Below are 22,593 nucleotides of genomic sequence, written 5' to 3' on the forward strand. Positions count from 1 at the left end.
AAGGTTTTTTAATCAAATATCATCTATTTGTAAATTGATGTTGCTAGTGTTCTTATAGCTCATGTATCTCACTCTTCTGTCCTGACTCCTGTTTTGAAACTAATTGAGTTAATGTCAAGTTTTATAACGAAAAAACTTGACATAATAGAGTAACCTATTATATCTTTGAGGGTGGTTTTAAGCTACAGAGGAAGCAGAATATGAGCATCATGCAGCAAGTCCGGGAAAGAATTGAACAGGCCCAGACCGGTCAGCTGTTGACTTATGCCGACTTTCAGGTAAGTGACAGCCAATTGGAGGCGCTGGCAGCCGCGCTTAGTAGATTGGCTAAGCAGGGGGTGATCAACCGGCTGGCAAAAGGCCGCTACTATAAGCCAAAGGAAACTGTTTTCGGGAAAGTGAGACCATCCGAAAGAGAGATCATCAAGAGCCTGAGCACCTCCAAAGGCGAAGTCAAAGGGTACGAGAGCGGTTTGGGGCTTTACAACCAGCTGGGTCTGACCACGCAGGTTCCCCAGGAGGTGACGCTAATGACACGCAAGCAGCGCCGGGTAGCGAATGTAGGGAAAACCAAAGTGCGTTATGTTCAAAGCCCCACCAACTTCAAGGAGTCTGACATTGACAAGCTTCAGGTCCTGGACGCTCTGCGCGGTTACAAGAAGATTCCGGACCGCAACAGCGAGAAGACGATCCTCATTCTGCTTAAGTATATCAAAGAGTTAGCCGAACGCGACATGGATCGGCTCATGGAGCTGGCGCTGGACTATAACCCCGCTACCCGTGCCCTGCTGGGAGCCCTGCTGGAGCGTCTGGGCTTTACAGAGGAGGCAGACAGGCTAAAGCAGTCATTGAATCCGCTGACAAAATACAAACTGGGTATAAGCGAGAGCATATTGCCCAACAGAAAAGACTGGAATATCATATGAACCTGCACCAAAACCCGGAGGTGTTTCGGGATGCCATTACGGCCACGGCAGAGGCCCTGCAGATTAGGGATGTGTATGTGGAGAAAGACTACTGGGTGACGCTGGTGCTTTACCGCCTGGCCCACTCCCCCTACGTGGAGCAAGCCATCTTCAAGGGCGGCACATCGCTATCCAAGGCCTACAACCTGATCGAGCGTTTTTCCGAGGACATCGACCTGGCCATTAATGCCGACGAAGGCATGACTAACAACCAGGTCATGCAGCTGATCCGCAAAATCTCAAAAGAGATCACAAAGGACATGGTGGAGGTAGATGATCCGCACAGGACCAGCAAGGGCTCCCGCTTCCGCAAAACGCTGCACGACTACGGGGCCTCCGTGCAGGGAGACTACGGTCAAGCAACCGACAAGATCCTGGTGGAGATCAACTCCTTTGCCAGCCCCAACCCGCACCAGCTGATGCCAATTAAGACTTACATCAGCCAGTTTATGGCTCAACGTGGTTTGCTGGACCTGATCCGCCAGTACGAGCTAGAGCCTTTTGAGGTAAATGTGGTGAGCCTGGAGCGCACCTTCACAGAGAAAGTACTAGCCCTGGTGCGGGCTTCTTATGCCGAAAACCCAGTAGATGAATTAGGTAGCAAGATCCGCCACGTATATGACCTGCACGCCATGCTAAAAGCACCTGCAGTGACCGCCTTTCTGCACAGCGAGGACTTCTTTCAAATGATCAAGGACGTACAGGCCGATGATGCCCGAAACAGCGAGTTTCAGGGCGACTGGGCCATGCAGCCGTTGGATGCCTGCCTGCTGTTCGCCGACGTGAGAGGAGTCTGGAATTCTTTGGAGTCGGCCTACCAGCAGGAATTCCGCTCCCTGGTGTATGGCTCACTGCCTGACCCAGAGGAGATAGTAGTTGTTTTGGAAATAATCGCTGCACACATCAGAGAGCAAAGGAGCAGCCTCTGAATAAGATTATGAGCTAAATACAAAGTAAGCGGAAAAATTTAGCAAAATAGCTGGCGCGTAAGCACCAGCTATTGTACACTTACAGTGTCTGTGCCTTAAAACCAGCTCTTTCGACAGTGGCAATAATTTCACTGGCAGATAAAGAACCTGTTTTCACGGTGAGAACTTTGTCTTTCTTGGTTGTATCTACGTTCCACTCGCAAACGCCTTCAGTGGAATTTAGTATAGGGGTTACCTTAGAGACACAGCCTCCGCAGTTGATATTGGTTTTAAATTGTAAGTCTTTCATGGTTTCTCTTTTTAAATTATACTACTTCGTTTTATACTGTTAAGTAAAGCAAGCCGATGTCCTGCCTGATACTTACCTTTTGATTTTTACCATTGCTTTCAGGCACTGCCTACAGCTTCTGCACCTTTAGCCGCAAGCTGTTCGCGACCACTGACACAGAACTCAGGGCCATAGCCGCGCCTGCAATCATGGGATCCAGCAGAAAGCCGTAAAACGGGTAAAGAGCACCCGCCGCGATCGGAATGCCTATCAGGTTATAGATGAAGGCCCAGAACAGGTTCTGCTTGATCGTCCGCACCGTTTGCTTCGACAGCTTCAGCGCTTTTGGAATCTGTAGCAAGTCTGAGGAGATAAGTGTCATTTTAGCGACATCCATGGCTATGTCAGAGCCCTTGCCCATGGCAATGCTTACATCCGCCTGCGCCAGGGCATGCGAGTCGTTGATGCCGTCACCCACCATGGCCACCACTTTCCCCCGTCCCTGGAGCTCCTTTACAAACGCAGCTTTGTCTGACGGCAGTACCTCCGCCCTATAGTTTTTCACGCCCACCTGCCTGGCTACACTGGCAGCTGTTTGCTGGTTATCGCCGGTGAGCATAAACACTTCTACCCCCTGCTCCTGCAGCGCGTGGATGGCTGCCGCAGAATGCTGTTTGATCTGGTCGGCAATGGCCACCAAGGCAACGGCCGCCTTATTTTCTGCAAAGAAGATCACTGTCCTGGCTTCGGATCGTAAGGCATCTGCCTGAAGAGCCAGCTCAGGAGCAATGCACACCCCTTCCTCTTCCAGCAGTTGATGGTTACCTGCTACATACTGGTTGCCGTTCAGAGAGGCTTTGACGCCGCGCCCGGTCAGGCTATCGAAGCTGCCGAGCTCCAGAGACCTTACCTCCTGCTCTTTGAGGTGGCGCACAACCGCTTCAGCCAACGGGTGCTCGGACTGGAGTTCCAGGGAAAGTAGCACCGTTTGCAGGTTTTTTTTCCGTGCTTCCGCACCATCTGTCCAAATCATATCCGTTACAACTGGTTTACCCTCTGTTATGGTGCCAGTCTTATCGAGTATGACGACATTCACTTTATGGGCCTGTTCCAGGCTTTCCGCATCTTTGATGAGGATACCATTTTCAGCACCTTTGCCTACGCCCACCATGATGGCGGTTGGTGTTGCCAGACCGAGGGCACAGGGGCAGGCGATCACGAGCACGGTCACCAGGGCCAGCAGTCCCTGCGTCAGGGCGCTGTCCCCGCCAAGTGCTAACCAGGCGGCAAAGCTTCCGAGCGCTATCACCAACACAACAGGCACAAAGATGCCGGCAACTTTATCTACCAGTTTCTGAACCGGGGCCTTGGAACCCTGCGCCTCCTGCACCATTTTGATGATGTGCGCCAGCATAGTCTCACTGCCCACCTTCTCGGCTATAAACCGGAAACTGCCTTTTTGGTTAATGGTGCCTGCGTAGACTTTGTCTCCTTTCCCTTTGGCCACCGGTACGGGCTCCCCTGATATCATCGCTTCGTCGACGAAAGAGTTGCCCTGGGCCACTTCGCCGTCCACAGGTATTTTCTCGCCGGAACGCACCAGCAGCAAGTCGCCTTTCTGCACCTCAGAAATGGCCACCTCCCGCTCCTGCTTCCCCTCTACCCGCCATACAGTCTTCGGCTGCAGCCCCATCAGCTTTTTAATGGCTGTGGAAGTGTTGGACTTTGCCCTCTCCTCGAGCAGCTTGCCCAGCATGATGAAGACAATCACCACGGCGGCAGCCTCAAAATAGACATGTGGCTGCACGCCACGCGCCAGCCAGAACCCCGGAAAGAAGGTATTGAAAACACTAAAGCCAAAGGCGATTCCCGTACTGAGCGACACCAGCGTGTCCATGTTGGCCTTCCCGTTCCTGGCCTGCTTATAGGCATTGATGAAGAAGCTGCGGCCAAAGTAAAACAGCACGGGCGCGCTCAGCACCATCATGATCCAGCTGCCGTAAGGCATGTCCATGAAGAACATCCCGATAATAAACACCGGCAGGGTGAGAATTCCTGCCGCTATGGTCCGCCTCTTCAGTGTCTGGTAATGGTTCTGCTGGGCCTCCTCCTGTTTCTCCTGCGCATTTTCCTGGTCAATGATCAGGTCGAAGCCAATCTCTTGGACATTTCGCTGTATGTCTGAAAGGGTGACCCTGGCGGGATCATAAGACACCTGCAGTGTCTGGGAGGCAAAGTTCACCGCCGCCTGCGACACCCCCGGCTGCGTTCCCACCATGGACTCCACGCTGAGGGCGCAGGAGGCGCAGCTCATACCGGTGACTGGTAAAGATGCTTTCTGCTCTTTCACAGCGGGCTGACGGATAGTCTTATTCGGCGTTACTATATTGTTTTCCATGATTTCTCCTTACTTTGTTAATGTAGAATAATATAAAGATACGTCCTACTCCTGCCCTGGCTCTTATATAATTCTGGATAAGAGTTACAAATTCTCTTGAAGGGATCTGTAGAAGAGTAATCGTTAGCCAGTCTACGAGATAGTCGTACGATAACCCTCTGCTATGTGCTGAGGGCGTCATAACGGCATTAATGGTTACCTAAATTAACTAAATGGGAGGGCAAATCATTTGCTGGTGTTCAAGGCCCATCCCAGGCTTCGGGGGGGGGTGGGCCTTGCGTGCAGTAAGGAAGTCCTACAGCGCAACCTACACGAAAAATATATAAAAATTTTTGTTAATTATGTAACAAGCCTGGTTGTTCCCTTTGTACCTTTGTAAACGCAAATAACTCTGTTCATGAAGTTTTTCCACCGGATCATATTGCTAACCCTCACACTGCTGGTACTCGTCTCCTCGACGGGTATGGCTGTGGGGCTGCATATCTGCGGTGGTGAGTTGCGCGATGTGACCTTCTTCGGGGCCGAGGCTGATTGCCCGATGGAAATGGAGCAGCCTGTGAAGAAAGCCCCGGCCTGCCATACCCCTGCCTCCTTTGCAGATGACGCTGCCTGCTGCGCCGATCACCAGGTTCTTGTGGAACGGCATGACGTGGCAGCCAAGCACAAGGCTATTTCCCTCACCAAGCTCCAGGACATCCAGCTGATAGCTACCCTAAAGGCCGTGGTGCTGCAGTGGTTAGCTCCTGAGACTGACCTGAAGCCTGCCTACGCGCTTTATACTTCTCCCCCGCTGGCCCGTGACATACCGGTGCTGGTACAGTCATTCCTGCTATAAGCCTTGTTTTTTTCGATTTCTACCTGCCTCTGTAGGCCGGTATGGTTTGGTGCTGCCCTTTAGGCGGCATACGTTCTTGTATTCAATCGAATAAAGCATGTTAAACAACATTATAAAATTTTTCCTGGAGCAGAAACTCGTTACCGTGCTGCTACTGCTCCTGATAGTTGGCTGGGGCATTGTGGTGGCTCCTTTCAATTGGAACGTCAAATTCCTGCCCAACGATCCCGTTCCCGTCGACGCCATTCCGGATATTGGCGAGAACCAGCAGATCATTTTTACCGAGTGGATGGGCCGCTCCCCACAGGATGTGGAGGACCAGATCACCTATCCCCTCACCACCTCTCTTTTAGGTATGCCGGGTGTTAAAACCATCCGCTCCTCCTCCATGTTCGGCATCTCCAGCATCTACGTCATTTTTGATGAGGATGTGGAATACTACTGGAGCCGTTCCCGCATTCTCGAGAAACTCAACTCCCTACCCACCGGCCTGCTTCCGGCAGATGTTACCCCCAAGCTAGGGCCCGATGCTACTGCGCTGGGGCAAGTATACTGGTATACGTTGGAAGGACGCGATGAGAACGGCAAACCCGCCGGCGGCTGGGACCTGCACGAGCTGCGCACGATCCAGGATTACTACGTGCGTTATGCCTTGGCCGGCGCCGAAGGGGTAGCCGAAGTAGCCTCCGTGGGTGGCTATATAAAGGAGTACCAGGTGGATCTGGACCCGGTGGCGATGAAGGCCAACAAGGTATCCATGATGGAGGTGATGAACGCCCTGCAGAAAAGCAACTTGGATGTGGGGGCCAACACTGTGGAGATAAACCAAGTGGAGTACTTTGTGCGCGGCCTGGGCTACGTGCAGAAACTGGAGGATATTGAAGAAGCGGTGGTCCGGGTAAATGCCAACGTGCCGATCCGCATCCGTGACATTGCCCGCGTCAACATTGGCCCGGCCGACCGCTCTATGCTGGGCATACTGGATAAAGGTGGTGCTGAGGCCGTGGGCGGTGTGGTAGTGGCCCGCTACGGCGACAATCCGCTGGCCGTGATCAACAACGTGAAAGAGAAGCTGGACGAAATTGCAGCCGGTCTGCCTTCCAAGAAACTCGAGGACGGGCGCACCTCCAAAGTAACTGTAGTACCCTTCTACGACCGTACCCAACTCATCAACGAAACGCTGGGTACGCTAAGCGAGGCGATTATACTTCAGATCCTCATCACCATCATCGTTATCATCGTGATGGTGTACAACCTGCGCGCCTCGCTGCTCATCTCCGCCCTGCTCCCACTGGCTGTGCTCATGTGCTTTATCATGATGAAGCAGTTCAACGTGGATGCGAACATCGTGGCGCTGTCGGGTATTGCCATTGCCATTGGCACCATGGTGGACCTTGGCATTATTCTCAACGAGAACATTCTGCGGCACATGGACGAGGCTCCGCCCGGGCAGTCGCTGCTGAAAACGGTATACAATGCCTCCGCTGAGGTAAGCAGCGCTATTGTTACAGCCGTGGCCACTACCGTCGTTAGCTTCTTGCCGGTGTTTACCATGGAGGCCGCGGAAGGAAAACTGTTTGGCCCGCTGGCCTACACCAAAACCTTTGCGCTGGTCGCTTCGCTGATCTTCACCCTCCTGATCATGCCGGCCTTTGCGCATACGGTTTTCGGGCTCAAGTCCAAGAGCGTTAGCTGGTCTAAAGTGTTGAACTGGGCCCTGCTGGCGCTGGGTGTGGCCGTGCTGTTTATACTTCCGCTGGCGGGAGTGGTGCTGACACTGGTGGCAGCCAATAATCTGCTGGCTTATTACCGTCCGCAGCCTTTCGCCAGGTATAACGCGCCGGTGATGGTGGGGATTGCCGTGCTGGCCGTCTCGTGGCTGCTGGCCTCGCAGTGGATGCCGCTGGGAGCCTCTGTCAGCCTACTGGCTAACTTCCTTTTCATCCTGCTCATACTTGCCCTGCTGCTGGGTGCATTCGCTTTGTTTATCAAAGCTTACCCGCGCATTTTGATGTGGTGTCTGGCCAACAAAGGCAAGTTTATGGCCATTCCGGCCACTATCATGCTGCTGGGCTTCCTGATATGGGTTGGCTTTAACAGCGTGTTCGGGTGGGTAGCCAATGGCATCGACAAAACCGGCTATAACATCCGAACTACTGCTGTCTGGAGCGGACTTACGCATACTTTCCCGGGTATGGGCGATGAGTTCATGCCGTCTTTGGACGAAGGTGCTTTCCTGCTGATGCCTACCTCGATGCCGCACTCCGGCGTGGAAGCCAACAAACGCATTGTGCAGCAGCTCGATATGCAGATCTCGTCCATACCGGAAGTGGAAATGGTGGTGGGCAAGGCCGGCCGTGTCGAAACAGCGCTGGACCCGGCTCCCATGTCGATGTTCGAGAACGTGATCCAGTACAAGTCAGAGTATAAAACCGATGCCAGCGGCCACCGAATGCGCTTTAAGGTGGATGATGAAGGCGAATTTGTGCGTGACGGGGCCGGTGAACTGATAGAAGACGAAAACGGCGAGTACTATCGCCAGTGGCGCGACCACATTAAGACCCCGGATGATATCTGGGACGAAATTGTGCAGGCGGCCAACATCCCCGGTGTAACCTCTGCCCCGAAGCTACAGCCTATCGAAACGCGACTGGTGATGCTGCAGACGGGCATGCGGGCGCCCATGGGCATTAAAGTGTTCGGCCCCAACCTGCAAACCATTGAGGAGTTCAGCCTGCAGCTGGAGCGTGTGCTGAAAGAGGTGCCCTCCGTACAGCCGGAAGCCGTTTTTGCCGACCGATCGCTGGGCAAGCCTTACATGGAAATCGAGCTGAACCGCAAAGCCATGGGTCGCTACGGGCTGAACGTGGCCGATGTGCAGGAGTACATCGAAGTGGCCATGGGCGGTATGTCGATGAGCACCACCGTGGAAGGCCGCGAGCGTTATTCCATCCGTGCCCGCTATGCCCGCGAGCATAGGAACGACCCCGAGGCCATCAACCGCATCCTGATCTCGACAGCTGGCGGGGCGCAGGTGCCACTGGGCGAAATTGCCGAAGTTGTATACCGGCCAGGCCCGATGATGATTCGCGGCGAGAACTCCTTCCTGACTGGCTATGTGCTGTTTGACAAGCAGGATGGCTTTGCCGAAGGAACCGTGGTGGAGGATGCGCAGCGCTACCTGGATCAGAAAATAGTATCCGGCGAGCTGGTGGTACCCACGGGCGTGAGCTTCGAGTTCTCGGGTAACTATGAGAACCAGATTCGCGCCGAGGAGCGCTTGGCCATCATCATTCCGATAAGCTTGCTCATCATCTTCCTGATTCTATACTTCCAGTTCCGTTCGGTGTCCACGACGCTCTTCATTTTCACCTCCATCGCGATGGCGTTCTCGGGGGGCTTTATGATGCTGTGGCTTTACGGGCAGGACTGGTTCCTCAACTTCTCCTTCGGCGACACCAACATGCGCGAGCTGTTCCAGATGCGCACCTTTAACCTGAGCGTGGCCGTGTGGGTGGGCTTTATTGCCCTCTTTGGTATTGCCACCGACGATGGCGTGGTGATGGGCACTTACCTGAAGCAGAGTTTCGATGCGTCTAAGCCCGAAACGCGAAACGGCGTACGCAGGGCCGTGCTGAGAGCTGGCATGCGCCGCGTGAGACCGTGTCTGATGACTACCGCCACCACCCTGCTGGCCCTGTTGCCCGTGCTCACCTCCACCGGCCGTGGCTCGGATATCATGGTGCCGATGGCCATCCCATCGTTCGGCGGGATGACGGTGGCGCTGATCACCCTGTTCATTGTGCCGGTACTTTACAGCTGGCGCGAAGAAGCCAAGGTTAAAAAACAAGCCAAACAAGCCGTATGAAAAAGATCATTCTAAATATTATACTTTTACTTTTGGCTGTTCCGGCCCTGCAGGCGCAGACCCTGGAGGAGTACCTGGTGACGGCCGGCGAAAACAACCCGCAGCTGAAGGCAAGCTACGCCGAGTACCAGGCGGCGCTGCAAAAGGTGCCGCAGGCAGGTGCACTCCCTGACCCGGAAGCCTCCTTCAGTTTCTACCTGCAGCCTATGGACCGCTACATGGGCAAAGAGGTAGGCAGTGCCTCCATCATGCAGATGTTTCCCTGGTTCGGCTCGCTGGATGCCGCCAAAACAGAGGCAAATTACATGGCACAGATGAAGTTCTCTTCTTTTATCGAGGCCAAGATCAACCTCTACCACACCGTCCGCACCACCTGGCTTTCGCTCTACCAGCTCGACGAGGAGGTAAAGCTGCTGGAACGGGAGCTGGAGATCCTTAAATCGCTGGAGCGGGTGGCCCTGGCAAAGTATAAGTCGGGGCCTGCTACAAGCGCCCCGGCCTCCCCACGCCGGCAGAGCCCGGGCGCTGCTTCTTCCCAAAGTATGGCTGGCAGCACCTCTTCGGACATGGCCGGCATGGGCGGAGGCTCCACTGGCGGCACCTCAACGGCTTCTTCTGGCAGCGGAAGTATGGGCGGTATGGCCGGCGGCGGAAGCATGGCCTCGTCGGGCAGCTCGATGGTAGATGTTATCCTTATCCGGGTGCAGGTAAAGGACATGGAGAACCGCCTCCAGCTACTCCGCGACTCGAGAAAACCCAAAGTGGCTGCCTTTAACAGCATGCTCAACCGCGACCTGAACCTGGAAGTGCAGGTAGCCGATACCTTAGCGCCGGTTGCCCTGCCTGCTTCCCTGTCCCTCATCCAGGACTCTATCCGCCAGAACCACCCGATGCTGAAAATGTATGAGTGGGACGAGAAGGCGCGCGAGGCACAGCTGCGCATGGCCAAGCTGATGGGCAGGCCCATGATTGGCGTGGGGCTGGAGTACATGGTGTTTAAACCGCGCCCCGATGAGATGTCGCAGATGGCCATGGGGGGCGAGAACATGGTGATGCCGATGGTGAGCATCTCCCTGCCGATCTACCGCAAGAAGTATAAAGCGGCGCAGAAGGAGGCACAGTATGCCCAGGAGGCCGCAACGCAGAACCGCGAAGCCACCGAGAACATGCTGTTTGCCGAACTGAGCGGGCTGCTGTACGATTACGAGCGAACGAGCAAAACCCTGCAGTTGCTGGAAGAGCAAATCGTGCTCAACGAGCAGGCCATCCGGCTCCTGACCACCAATTACAGCGTCGCAGGCGCGGGCATAGAAGAAATCCTGCGGCAACGACAGGCTATACTTAGCCTGCGGCAGCAACAGCTGCAGGCCGTAACCGAGCAGCATGTTACCGTCTCGGCCATCAACCGCATGATGAACAGCGATATTTAAGCTTGCCCCTGGCAGGCAATGAAACATACATTCCATCCAAGACCGATGAAACCAAGAAATAAACAAATCACGACCTATATACTGGTAGCGCTGGCTGGCCTGCTCCTGGGCTGGCTCATTTTCGGGGGCAGAGCTGCCGAACAAGGCCACAACCACGCGGCAGAAACGGCAGGCGCAACCGAGTATACCTGCTCCATGCACCCGCAAATCCGGCAGGACGGACCGGGCAAGTGCCCGCTTTGCGGCATGGACCTGATACCGGTGAGCAAGGGCGGCAGCGGCGGCAAAACGAGCCGCTATGTGCTGGAGATGACACCGGAGGCGATCGCCCTGGCTAACATCCAAACAACGCCCGCACAGCTGGTAAACCCTGAAAATGAGCTGCTGCTGTCAGGCACAGTGCAGCTAAACGAGCAACAGGTGTCCTCCATCACCGCCAAGTTCCCGGGCCGCATCGAGCGGCTTTATGTCAACTTTACCGGCCAGGAAGTACGCAAGGGCGAACGGCTGGCCTCGGTTTACTCCCCGGAGCTCATCACAGCGCAGCGCGAGCTGCAGGAGGCGGCTAGATCCAAAGACCTGATGCCGGAACTCTACGAAGCCGCCAAAACCAAGCTCAGGCTATGGAACATCTCGGCCAAGCAGATAGCGCGCATCGAGCAGGCCAATGACATCCTGACCAGCTTTGACATCTATTCCGGTGCAGCCGGGGTAGTAACCGAACGTCAGGTAGCCGTCGGCGACTATGTCAGCACAGGTTCAATACTCTTTCAGGTAGCCAACCTCTCCTCTGTTTGGGTGGTGCTGGATGCGTATGAAAGCGATCTTTCCTGGGTTAAACAAGGGGCAAGCATTAACTTTACTGTACCGGGCATCCCGGGCAAGGAGTTCACAGCCAAGGTCGCCTTTGTTACGCCTGTGCTCGATGCCAGCACCCGCGCTGTGCAGGTAAGGGCCGAGGTGCTAAATCCAGGAAATCAGCTGAAGCCGGGCATGTTTGCCAATGCACGCATCAAGACATCCACCCGAACAGCTGCCAAAGAGAATGCCTTGGCCATACAACGCACCGCCGTACTCTGGACGGGCAAGCGCTCAGTCGTGTATGTGAAGGCGGATGATCGCGACGCACCTGCCTTTGAAATGCGGGAGGTGACGCTGGGTCCTCGTCTGGGCGATATGTACCTGATAGAAGCCGGACTAAGCGAAGGCGAGCAGGTGGTGACAAACGGCGTGTTTGCCGTGGACGGAGCCGCCCAACTGAGCGGGAACTATAGCATGATGTCAGCGCCAGCCAACAACATGCTGGAGGCTCCGGAGGAGTTCCAGACACAGCTGACGGTCCTGGTAGATAGTTATTATACGCTGAAGAATGCCCTTGTGGCTTCTGATGCTGACGCTGCCCGCCAGGCTGCAGGCAAGTTCAGGCAGGCACTGAACAAAACCGATATGACCCTGTTGGATGGCAGTAGCCATGCCAAATGGATGCAGCTGCAGCCCGTATTGGCCTCCAACGCCGATGCGATCCAGAAAAGCACCGTTATCGACAAACAACGGGAAGCCTTCTCGCCACTCTCCAACCACCTGATTGAGGCAGTGGAAACCTTCGGCACAAGCAAGGAGGTGCTCTATAAACAGAAATGCCCGATGGCACTGGGCGACCAGGGTGGCTACTGGCTGAGCGAGCAGAAAGACATCCGTAACCCATACTTTGGCGATGCCATGCTTACCTGCGGCGAGACGGAGCAGACCTACAGACAGGGTTACGGAGCACCTGCAGCCGACAAATCTGCACCGGTGCAAAGTCATGTCCATTAAGCTATTAGGCCATGAAAGATTGTTGCAGAACCGGAGACGACAGCCCTAAAGCCAAACAAAAGTCCTGGCTCAGATGGCTCCTTTACCTAGCTGTTATACTAGCTTTGGGAATTGTCCTTTTTGAACAGATAACGACTTAACCATACCTGAGCTCATGAGAAATAACTTGTTTTACAGCACCGCTTTAGCAGCTGTAGTGCTGGCCTCCTGCTCTTCTGAGATAACACCGGAAACGCAGGCCGCCGCAGCCTCCGAGGCTCCATCCAACCACGAGGCCCATATGGCCAGCATACAACCACAGCAACAGGCATCCCCGGCTGACCTGATGACGGCAGATGGCTTGCCCAAGGATCTGGTGTGCATGGTGAACAACGCCTTTATGGGCAAAGAGCAGTACCCGGTGGCCTTTGAGGATAAAATGTACTAGGGCTGCTGCGAAATGTGCGTTAAAACTATCCAAAACGACCGCCAGGTACGTTATGCCGCTGATCCGGTAACAGGTGAGGAAGTAAATTGAAGGCCTTTGTTGCCTTGAAGCCGGGTAGCATCAACGGCGATGTATTATACTTTGCTGCTGCAGAAAACTACAAGAAGTATAAGCAATAACAAAGGGTAGTGTAGCGCATAAAAGAGTAAAGTTTTACCCTTTTATGCTTTCCTGCTATAAAACCAGTTAAAATCAAATTAAAACCTATAACTATTAAAACCAATGATGAAAAGAACCCTTGTAGCTGCTACCCTTGCAGCATTTGTATTTACTTCCTGCGGAGAGAACAAGCAAGAAACAACTACTGCCGAAACTGAAAACTTGGAGCACCACGAAGGTATGGCGCACGGCGATGCCATGCCGGCTGAGGGCAAAGTAGTGGTAGACGCCCCGGATTACACGTCGGTTGCCGGTCCTGTTAAAGAGCAGATCACTGCCGTAGTAGACAGTTACCTGAAACTGAAAGACAACCTGGTGGCGTCTGACGCTGCTAAAGTACAGGCTGATGCGAAAGCCGTAGTAGCCGCTGCCGAAAAAGTAAATGTATCTGCGCTGCAGGGCGAACAGAAGGCGTTTGCTGAAGAAAAACTGGGCGAAGTGAAGCAAAGTGCTTCTAAAATAGCAGAAGCTACAGACCTGCCTGCACAGCGCGGACAACTGGAGTTGCTCTCTGAGGCTACTTTTGCGTTGACTAAAGCCTTTGGCCCTACAAACCAGAAGCTGTATTACCAGCACTGCCCGATGGCCATGGATAACCAGGGTGCTTACTGGCTGAGCTCCAATCAGGAGATCCGCAACCCTTACTTCGGTGAGCAGATGCTTAAATGTGGCAGCACGGAGGAAGTGCTTAATTAGATACAAATCAAGCGTGAGCTTTTATCGGCTCACGCTTAACCACCTGCAGCATTCAAAAGTGTTGTTGATTTCTGGTAAAATAAGTTAGCCTACTTCAACCAAAGGTTGAAGTAGTGAGATGTTACTTTTTTACTATATTTGTTTATTAAATGTAGGATTGGGTGCTGTTGTACAGAGGCTTTAGCTCATGAGAAGAACCAGGCATAGCAAGAGAACAAGTTTTGCGGGGCTGCTGCTGTTAGCGGTCTTCGTGAACCTGTACTTTGCCCAATTGGTCTGTAATCTTCCGCACCTGGCGCAGCGGCTCCTGCCTGCAGCGCTTGCCCAAGACCATCATGGTGCGAAACACGGGGGGCATAGCCACGCAAACGAACATAAGGCCACTATCGCCTGGCATCACCAAAAAGCGCACGAGCATCCGGCTCCTGCACCGGAAAAGGATGGTTGCTGTTCAGATTTAGTTTACGCCCATTTTGTTAAGGAGGCTCCTTCCGTGGATTTGCCGTTACTCGTGAAGGCTCCTTACGCCCTTGCGGGTAGTCTGTTCCAGGCTTTCCTGAGGTTCTGGTACAGTAATAGTATCAGAGCAGTATCACATGCTCCCCCGGATGCCCCTGTTCCTAAGATACCTGACATCAGGATATTCCTGCACTCTCTCATAATTTGATGCACAAATTGTTTCTGTCTGCGACAGTACTGGAAGAGCTATGTGTCTTCGGTATTGCTGCAGGATGGTCTTCTGTGCTTTTATAGTGCTTTATAAGCCCTGGAGCAAAGTAAGACAGTCTAAATAAGTTTGTATCAAATAAGGCGGTTAGCCTAATTATGCCGCTAATCGCTTTACACACTACCTGAGGAGTATGAGTATAGAGAGTCAGCACCAAAGGGTGCTACATATAAAAAACATGGTGTGCCCCCGTTGCATTATGGTTGTGCAGGAGGAGTTGGAAAAGTTAGGGTTGCATGTCCTGGAAGTAACGTTAGGTGTGGCCGCTGTCGGTGAAAATGCCGAGGTAGATGAAGCCACGATAGAAGCGGTATTGGCAAAAAAGGGTTTCGAACTGCTCCACGACAAGCGAGAAGAGCTTATAGAGAGTATAAAAGTAGCTGTCATTCAGCTAATCTATAGCGAGGAGATCTCATCCCTTACTACTAACGTGTCTACGTATCTGGCTGATAAGTTAGGGAAAGATTACTCCACTATCAGTACTACGTTCAAAGCATGTGAAGGCATCGCTTTGAGCAGATATATTGTTGTACAGAAAGTAGAGCGCATCAAAGAACTGCTCACCTATGATGAACTTTCCCTTAGTGCTGTTGCAGCCAAACTAGGTTATAAAAGCCTGCAACATATGTCAAGGCAGTTCAAAGAGGTGACGGGTATCACCCTCAATAAATACAAGAATGAGGGTGGTACAGACCGGCGAACCATTGACAACCTGTATTGACACTATAGATTTCTACACAGAATATATAAGACTACTCCATAAATATATAAAACTGCCTGCTTCCCGCTTGAGTACGCTAATGGTGTACAAAATGGATTCTCATTGCTAGTACGATTTCATGCATCCTGTAGCAGTTTGTTTAAATAAATAAGGGAGTAGTTAAGTATTGTGGATATAAACCACGAACAGTAACACAACCACTTAACTAAAACTTTTAAAATGAAAAATGTATACTTTATAGTGACATTCACTTTGCTTTTGTCTTTAACTAAAATTGAGAGACTATATGCTCATGGAGGCGAGAAGCACGGGGAGGTAGCCAAAACCGAAGAGAAGGTACAGCAATCTGACACTTCTGCCCTCCCAACTGTGGTAACACCCGAAGCGCACGCAGCGCACCGGCAAAACCCTGAAACAGTTCATGCTCGGCCTGATGATTTTCCAAATAAGCACCCTTTGATCGTGCACTTCCCCATCGTGCTGCTTTTAGTGGCTGCTGCCGTCCAGCTGTGCAACATCCTGTTTCTGCGCAAGGAACTCGATTGGATCACCACCGTAGCCACTCTGATCAGCTTTAGTACGGCCTACTATGTAACTGAAATCGACCACCCGCATACAACTGGCCTTACAGCGCATGCCAAACTGGTGCTTGAACAGCATGACTTCTACGCTGACTGGACCATCTACCTCGGAGGAATTGCCCTGGTAGCCCAATTGTTAAATCAGTTCTTGTTTAAAGGGAAGCGCTGGAGCGTGCTGGTTGTTGCTCTTGTTCTTACCAGTGCTGCCTACTGTGTGGCCATGGCCGGACATTACGGTGCTCAGCTCGTACATATAGAGGGTGTCGGCCCACAAGGCAAATACCTGGAGACGGGTCACCACCATTAAGTCCGAAGGCGCAGTCACCCTAGCTGCGCCTTTTTCATTTACTAATTTTCAAGAAAGAATCAAACAAAATCATTATATTCATTAAAGCTAAATAGATAAAACAGTACAAGTATGATACGATGGTCGAGACGCTGAACAACTTACGGGAGCGCGGCTACGCAGTAGACCTTAACTTGCAGCCCACTTGCCTGGAATGCCCGCAGCTACACCTGGAGTTAAAACCTGAAGAATTTGAGATTGATGAAGTTTACCGGTTTGAAGGTGCCAGCAATCCTAGTGATAATTCTGTCGCGTATGCTGTTTCCTCTGATAAAGGAGTGAAGGGAGTTTTGGTGGATGCATATGGCGTATATGCTGATTCTATTACGCCTGATCTAGCCCGCAAATTAAGGCGAGAGTACTAAACATCAAATCAGATAGTTATGAAGAACAATCCTGGGCATCACCATCATCACCATGGTCCCAAAAAACAAGCTGAAAATCACGTAGAAGCAGCCAAAGAACACTTGGAAGAAAAAATGCTGCACGGCCACGAGCATGCCATGCACCACGACACCTCGGGACATCCACCGCACGGTGAACACGGCCACGACCATCACCGCATGATGATAGAGGACTTTAAGAAGCGCTTCTGGGTATCGTTGGTGCTGTCTGTGCCTGTCATCATCCTCAGCCCGATGGTGCAGCACATCCTGGGCTTCTCACTGGACATTCCTTACAGCCTATACATCGCCTTCGTGCTCTCGTCCATCATCTATTTCTATGGCGGGTGGCCCTTCCTGACGGGTCTGGCCGAAGAGGTGAAGAAAGGAGTACCGGGTATGATGACGCTGATCGGGGTAGCTATTACGGTGGCCTACCTCTACAGCACTGCCATTGTGTTCGGGCTGGAGGGCATGGACTTCTTTTGGGAGCTGGCCACACTGATTGTGATCATGCTGCTCGGGCACTGGATTGAAATGCGCTCCGTGCTGGGTGCCTCCAAAGCACTGGAACTGCTGGTGAGCATGATGCCCGCCGAGGCCATGCTCATCAGGGATGGCGAAACCGTAAAAGTGCGTATTGAAGACCTGCAGAAGGGCGATTTAATATTGGTAAAACCGGGCGAGAAAGTTCCCGCCGACGGCGTGGTGGAAGACGGAGAAAGCCACCTGAACGAGAGCATGCTCACCGGCGAAAGCAAACCTGTCAAAAAGAATAAGGACGATAAAGTGATCGGCGGCTCCATCAACGGCAACGGTGCCCTGCGCGTGCGGGTGGAGTTTACGGGCAAGGAGAGCTACCTCAACAAGGTGATCAAGCTGGTGCAGGATGCCCAGAAAACCAAGTCTGAGACACAACGTCTGGCCGACCGGGCCGCCAAGTGGCTGACTTATGTGGCGCTGACCGCCGGCTTTGGCACCTTTGCCGTGTGGCTCTTACTTGGGAAGGACCTGGCTTTTGCGTTGGAGCGCATGGTGACGGTCATGGTTATTTCCTGTCCGCATGCGTTGGGATTGGCCGTGCCGTTGGTGGTGGCTATCTCTACGGCTGTGTCGGCCAACAATGGCCTGCTTATCCGCAACCGCACCGCCTTCGAGAACTCCCGCAAGATCACAACCGTCATCTTCGACAAGACCGGGACCCTTACGCAGGGCTCCCATGAGATTGCCTCCCTCGTGATTTTTGACAATGCGATGGACGAGCGGGAAATGCTGCGCCTGGCCGCTGCCGTGGAGCAGAACTCGGAGCACTTCATCGCGCAAAGTATCATACGCCGGGCAAAGGAAGAAGGTATAGTCGTGCCTCCTGCACAGGCTTTTACCTACCTGCCGGGTAAAGGGCTCGAGGGTATAGTGGAAGGAATAGATGTGAAGGTAGTGGGCCCGAACTATATCACTGAATTCGATATCCCCGTACCCGCCAGCCAGGCAGAAGAAGGCGTGGAAACAGTCGTGTATGTGCTGGTAGAGAATCAGCCGGTTGGTTACATCGCCATGCGCGATCAAATCCGGGAGGAGTCGGCCGAGGCCATACGGGTGCTGAAACAAAACGGAATTAAGAACCTGCTACTCACCGGCGACAACGAGCGCGTAGCCAAAAGCGTGAGTGACCAGTTGCAGATGGACGGCTTCCTGGCCAACGTACTGCCCCACCAGAAACAGGAGAAGGTGAAGGAGCTGCAGGCCCAAGGTGAGTTCGTGGCCATGACCGGCGATGGCGTGAACGACGCCCCTGCCCTGGCACAGGCCGATGTAGGCATCGCCGTGGGCTCCGGCACCGACGTAGCCGCCGAGACCGCCGATATTATACTGGTGAACAGCAACCCACAGGACATCGCCTCGCTCATACTTTTCGGCAAGGCCACCTACCGCAAAATGATCCAGAACCTGATCTGGGCAACAGGGTATAACGTGATCGCGCTGCCCCTGGCCGCCGGCGTACTCTATAAGCAGGGCATCATGGTATCGCCGGCCGTGGGGGCAGCGCTAATGAGTCTGAGCACCGTGATTGTGGCGATCAATGCGCAACTGCTGCGCCGGCAGATAAAATAGTTTATGCAGGCATGCCCTAAACACCGGTGCAAACTTCCGTACTCCCTAATTGTATTCATTCATCACGTATATAACACTATAAATTCAAAACTATGAAAAAAATAAATAGACAATTGCCAACAAAAATGCTGTTTGTAGGGGTAGTCTTCCTTCTTGCAGCCTGTAGCCAGGAAAACAACAGAGCAGAAACTGCCACAGCTACTGACGCCAAATCAGATTCAATGATGGGTGAAGATAACACCCAGCACAACATGAATACCGGTGAGATGAGCGGCATGATGGGACACATGCACCAGAATATGGAGGAAATGCATGCCATGAAAGCAAAAATGACAGGAGATCCTGACTATGACTTTGCGAACATGATGACCATGCACCATCAGGGAGCCATCCGCATGGCTGAAGATGAAATAGCCAATGGCACCGATGCCAAAATGAAGGAGATGGCTCAAAAGACAGTGAAAACGAATAAAGAAGATATCCAGAAGCTGCAGGACTTTACAAAAACACACAAACCCACTAAAGGAGACACTGCCAGTACAATGCGTATGATGCAGCCAATGCGCAAAATGATGGATGATATGCACCAGAACATGGGCGATATGAGCGGAGCAAATACAGATCACAGCTTTGCCCAGATGATGATACACCACCACGAAATGGGAAATGAGATGGCAAGAGCATTCTTGAAGCAAGGTAAAACCCAAGAGATGAAACAAATGGCCCAAAAAACCATTGATGAACAGGAAAAAGAAATAAAAGAATTTAGAAATTGGCTTGACCAGAACAAGTAGTAATTTTTTAACTCTAAAGAAACTTAGAGCATAAGGAAGGCCACTACAATTCTGGAGCAGTGGCCTTTGCCGAACTACAATAGAGTCCGTAGCAGTACCCTTCGCATTTTACACGATCGGGCACGATCAGGGGCAGTGCTGGGGTGTAGCAGTGTTTTACAGACTTAACTTAAGCCTTGTATGTGGTAGGTCATCATAAGTGACAACCTATGTACCTAAAAGGCATAAGTCCACATGGTAACTTCCTGGAAGAATGACACCATTATAAGAACCTGTAGTTATGGAACTATAAGAGCGGCACTTATATAGATTATAAGTAGCCGCTCTTCTTCATCAGATACCAGCAAGTCAGCTTCAAGTATTTACGAACCCAGTTGCTTCAATACACAAACGTAAGTCCGGCGCCATACTTCATGTCACTGTCATAGTGAGTTGATAGCGACACATACTTGGTTACGATGTAGCGCAAACCGGCCATGTACTCTTTATCGGTGTTGCCCATCAAATTCAGGCGCAGGCGGCTGGTAAGCGGCACATCATCGCGTCGCAACTGGAAACGCAGTTTACCCTTGGTGTCAATTCTGGCTTCTGACACGATCAGCATCGGCAACGTATATTGCACCCCGGCTACGGCAACCTTCCGGTTATCCTGGTTACTTGTCTGTCCAAACATATTATTCTCCGGCTCATTTTCTACGCTATTGTAGTGATAGTCAAAGCCGATGAAAGGATATAACCACTGCATTTTCCCGAAATAGCGGCCAAAGTACGTCTCGCTTTCTACACCGTACTCTTTCTTAAAACCGATCCGCCATTCGGTGGAAAGCTGGTAACGGGAGCTGCCAAGTATAAACTCTCCATCGCTGCCGTTGCTTTCCAACCCTACCTGCGCAGATGGCAGAAAAACCTTGTCTTCGCGGTTAAACATTTTTCGAGCCTTTTCAGGATTCGGAAGCTCCGGGTTTGGGGGTGAGTTCTGGTAGGTAAACACGCGGCCCATGCCCGCTATCATGTGGTAGAGTATGTGGCAGTGGAAAAACCAGTCGCCGTTCTCCGAGGCTGCAAACTCGATCGTGTCGGTTTCCATGGGCAGTATGTCTAGCACATTTTTCAGAGGCGCGTATTCGCCTTGCTTGTTCAGTACCCGGAAGTCGTGACCGTGCAGGTGCATGGGATGTCGCATCATGGAGTTGTTGAACATGATGATTCTCACGTTTTCCCCCTTTTTTATCAGAATCCTGTCAGACTCTGACACCGTCTTGTTGTCCATGGTCCACACGTAGCGGTTCATGTTGCCGGTGAGCTCAAAACGCAATTCTTTTACGGGGCCGGGTTTTAGCATTGTCTTCTCAGGAGCCCGCAGCATGCCATAGTTCAGGGTTACCATTTCGCCATCGCTGCCACTCATGTTCATGCTCTGCATATCGTGCCCTTTCATGTCATGGCCCTGGTGTGCGGTGGTGTCAGTTTGCTGCTTCATCTGCATGCTTGTATCAGCAGCAGGTTTTGTCTCATCTCCTCCGTGCATGCTATGGTCCTGGCCTGCTGACTCCGGGTACATCACGCTGTTCATGTCCATTTGCTGGTTGCTCATTTCCATACCCATCGGCTCCATGTCCCCGTTCAACTTCATCATGTCGTTCATCATCTTCATGCCTTCAAAGTAGTTCAGTTTGCCTAAACGCTGCGCCTTCATTTTCATGCCCCTGCCCAGCCACAGCGAAGTGGTATTGGAACGATCTTCGGCAGTAGCCAGAAACTCGTATTGCATGTTCTCAGGTATGGTGACCAGCAGGTCGTAGGTTTCGGCAGGCGCGATGATCAGTCGGTCCACTTCCACAGGTTCTACATCGTTTCCATCGTTGCCCACCACGGTAATTTTGCCTCCGGAGTAGGTCAGCCAGAAGTAAGTGGAAGCGCCGCCATTGACGACCCTGAGCTTCACCACATCCCCGGCCGTGAAATGCGTTTGCTCTGCTATATCCTGCCCATTGGTCAGAAACTTCTCATAGGCCACATCGCTCACATCCATCGCTTCCATCCGCTTCCACTCATTCTTCAGTTTAGTCCCAAAGTAGCCTTTTCGGATGGCCTCCGCATAACCCTGCGTCGCACCTTTCTGAATGGCAAACCAATCGTTGGCACTGCGCAGTGACCGGTATACTTCTTTGGGGTTCATATCAGTCCAGTCGCTTAACACAATAGGTATAGCCGGCATATCCGGTTCATTCACCTTGTTAAAGATCAGGGCACCGTACATCCCACTCTGTTCCTGAAAGGCGCTATGGCTGTGGTACCAGTAAGTACCATTCTGGATGATCGGGAATCTGTAGAGGTAAGTAGAGTGAGGTTTGATCGGTTTTTGGGTAAGCCAGGGAACACCGTCAAACCGGTTAGGCAGGAACACCCCGTGCCAGTGTATGGAAGTTTCCACATCCATCTCATTGTGCACATAGATCTCGGCCGTATCGCCTTGGGTAAACGTTAAGGCAGGTGCCGGAATGCTGCCGTTTATGGCCACGGCTCTTCTGGTTTTGCCGGTAAAGTTTACAAGGGTATCCCGTACATAGAGGTCATAACGCACAGTACGCGGTTTATATGTTGGCCCCGGGCTCTCTGGTTTATGTCCTGCTTTATGTACGGGCTTCTCTTTTTCTTCCGGGTTCTGTACAGGTGTGACTGGCTTTTGCTGCGTAGGCTGTGCATGTTTATGAGCAGGTTGATCATTGTTTTGAGTCGGCTGCGCTTGTTTCTGCTGCACAGGTTTTTTAGAAGGTGTAGCAGGTTTGGCTTGGGTTGCTTTTTTTGGCGGAGCCTGCTGCTCTTTAGCCGGGGCTTTTGATTTCTGCTTTACCAGCGTCATGCCGCACTTGGGGCATTTACCGGGCTTGGTGCTTTGCACCTCGGGGTGCATCGGGCAAGTATAGATTTCAGTCTGTTGTTGCTGTTGGGTTGGCTTATGCTGTTCGTGCTGTGCGAAAGTGTAGTGCCCTGTGCCGAGCAATAACACTAATATCAAAAGTTTATACATTTTAAGTTAGTAAAGTAATTAAAAGCGTTTGTTTCCATACTTAATGCT

Annotated in this window: 16 protein-coding genes; 13 read left to right on the forward strand and 3 right to left on the reverse strand. The window is 52.2% G+C overall.

Annotation, left to right across the window (positions count from 1 at the left end; genetic code table 11):
- Nucleotides 1-200 precede the first annotated feature (200 nt).
- Both B051_RS0120180 and B051_RS0120185 read left to right on the forward strand, forming a co-directional pair.
- A complete protein-coding gene (locus tag B051_RS0120180; RefSeq protein ID WP_018480050.1) occupies nucleotides 201-926 on the forward strand; it encodes a type IV toxin-antitoxin system AbiEi family antitoxin domain-containing protein in 726 nt (241 codons plus the stop codon).
- On the forward strand, nucleotides 923-1,894 hold the full coding sequence (locus B051_RS0120185) for a nucleotidyl transferase AbiEii/AbiGii toxin family protein (RefSeq protein WP_018480051.1): 972 nt from the start codon (nucleotides 923-925) through the stop codon (nucleotides 1,892-1,894). The genes B051_RS0120180 and B051_RS0120185 overlap by 4 nt, the downstream gene beginning before the upstream one ends.
- A 79-nt stretch (nucleotides 1,895-1,973) precedes the next feature.
- Here the strand turns inward: B051_RS0120185 and B051_RS0120190 are convergent, their stop codons facing one another.
- Nucleotides 1,974-2,183 carry a heavy-metal-associated domain-containing protein gene (locus tag B051_RS0120190; RefSeq protein ID WP_018480052.1) on the reverse strand — a complete coding sequence of 70 codons (210 nt, stop codon included), beginning with the start codon at nucleotides 2,181-2,183 and terminating at the stop codon, nucleotides 1,974-1,976.
- Nucleotides 2,184-2,292: 109 nt separating this feature from the next.
- Entirely contained in the window at nucleotides 2,293-4,560 is a 2,268-nt protein-coding gene (locus tag B051_RS0120195; RefSeq protein ID WP_026236557.1) for a heavy metal translocating P-type ATPase, read from the reverse strand.
- Nucleotides 4,561-4,957: 397 nt separating this feature from the next.
- Here B051_RS0120195 and B051_RS0120200 point away from each other — a divergent pair, with 397 nt between their 5' ends.
- The 11 genes from B051_RS0120200 (at nucleotide 4,958) to B051_RS21740 (ending at nucleotide 19,514) form a co-directional block, all read left to right on the forward strand.
- Nucleotides 4,958-5,395, forward strand: coding sequence for an HYC_CC_PP family protein (locus B051_RS0120200; RefSeq protein WP_018480054.1), 438 nt, complete (start codon nucleotides 4,958-4,960; stop codon nucleotides 5,393-5,395).
- 97 nt (nucleotides 5,396-5,492) lie between these two features.
- Entirely contained in the window at nucleotides 5,493-9,263 is a 3,771-nt protein-coding gene (locus tag B051_RS0120205; RefSeq protein ID WP_018480055.1) for an efflux RND transporter permease subunit, read from the forward strand.
- Nucleotides 9,260-10,693 (forward strand): TolC family protein, encoded by a 1,434-nt coding sequence (locus B051_RS0120210; RefSeq protein WP_018480056.1) that lies wholly within the window; start codon nucleotides 9,260-9,262, stop codon nucleotides 10,691-10,693. Before B051_RS0120205 ends, B051_RS0120210 begins: the two co-directional genes overlap by 4 nt.
- Before the next feature lie 45 nt (nucleotides 10,694-10,738).
- Nucleotides 10,739-12,508, forward strand: a complete 1,770-nt coding sequence (locus B051_RS0120215; protein ID WP_018480057.1) for an efflux RND transporter periplasmic adaptor subunit — start codon at nucleotides 10,739-10,741, stop codon at nucleotides 12,506-12,508.
- A gap of 154 nt (nucleotides 12,509-12,662) precedes the next feature.
- Nucleotides 12,663-12,935 (forward strand): hypothetical protein, encoded by a 273-nt coding sequence (locus tag B051_RS22125; RefSeq protein WP_018480058.1) that lies wholly within the window; start codon nucleotides 12,663-12,665, stop codon nucleotides 12,933-12,935.
- A gap of 282 nt (nucleotides 12,936-13,217) precedes the next feature.
- On the forward strand, nucleotides 13,218-13,850 hold the full coding sequence (locus tag B051_RS21735) for a DUF3347 domain-containing protein (protein ID WP_018480060.1): 633 nt from the start codon (nucleotides 13,218-13,220) through the stop codon (nucleotides 13,848-13,850).
- An 860-nt stretch (nucleotides 13,851-14,710) separates the two neighbouring features.
- Complete coding sequence (locus B051_RS0120235) at nucleotides 14,711-15,298, forward strand: helix-turn-helix domain-containing protein (RefSeq protein ID WP_051080691.1); 588 nt, start codon at nucleotides 14,711-14,713, stop codon at nucleotides 15,296-15,298.
- Nucleotides 15,299-15,517: 219 nt separating this feature from the next.
- Entirely contained in the window at nucleotides 15,518-16,186 is a 669-nt protein-coding gene (locus tag B051_RS0120240; protein ID WP_018480063.1) for a hypothetical protein, read from the forward strand.
- Nucleotides 16,187-16,305: 119 nt separating this feature from the next.
- A complete protein-coding gene (locus tag B051_RS0120245; protein ID WP_018480064.1) occupies nucleotides 16,306-16,590 on the forward strand; it encodes a hypothetical protein in 285 nt (94 codons plus the stop codon).
- Nucleotides 16,591-16,608: 18 nt separating this feature from the next.
- Nucleotides 16,609-18,720, forward strand: coding sequence for a copper-translocating P-type ATPase (locus tag B051_RS0120250; RefSeq protein ID WP_026236559.1), 2,112 nt, complete (start codon nucleotides 16,609-16,611; stop codon nucleotides 18,718-18,720).
- 92 nt (nucleotides 18,721-18,812) lie between these two features.
- Nucleotides 18,813-19,514 carry a DUF305 domain-containing protein gene (locus B051_RS21740; RefSeq protein WP_018480067.1) on the forward strand — a complete coding sequence of 234 codons (702 nt, stop codon included), beginning with the start codon at nucleotides 18,813-18,815 and terminating at the stop codon, nucleotides 19,512-19,514.
- 379 nt (nucleotides 19,515-19,893) lie between these two features.
- Here the strand turns inward: B051_RS21740 and B051_RS0120260 are convergent, their stop codons facing one another.
- The gene (locus tag B051_RS0120260) at nucleotides 19,894-22,524 is read right to left on the reverse strand and encodes a multicopper oxidase domain-containing protein (RefSeq protein WP_245539677.1); all 2,631 of its coding nucleotides are present in this window, start codon (nucleotides 22,522-22,524) and stop codon (nucleotides 19,894-19,896) included.
- Nucleotides 22,525-22,593: the final 69 nt, after the last annotated feature.

It is taken from the genome of Pontibacter roseus DSM 17521 (genome assembly GCF_000373265.1).
GTDB classification, from domain to species: domain Bacteria; phylum Bacteroidota; class Bacteroidia; order Cytophagales; family Hymenobacteraceae; genus Pontibacter; species Pontibacter roseus.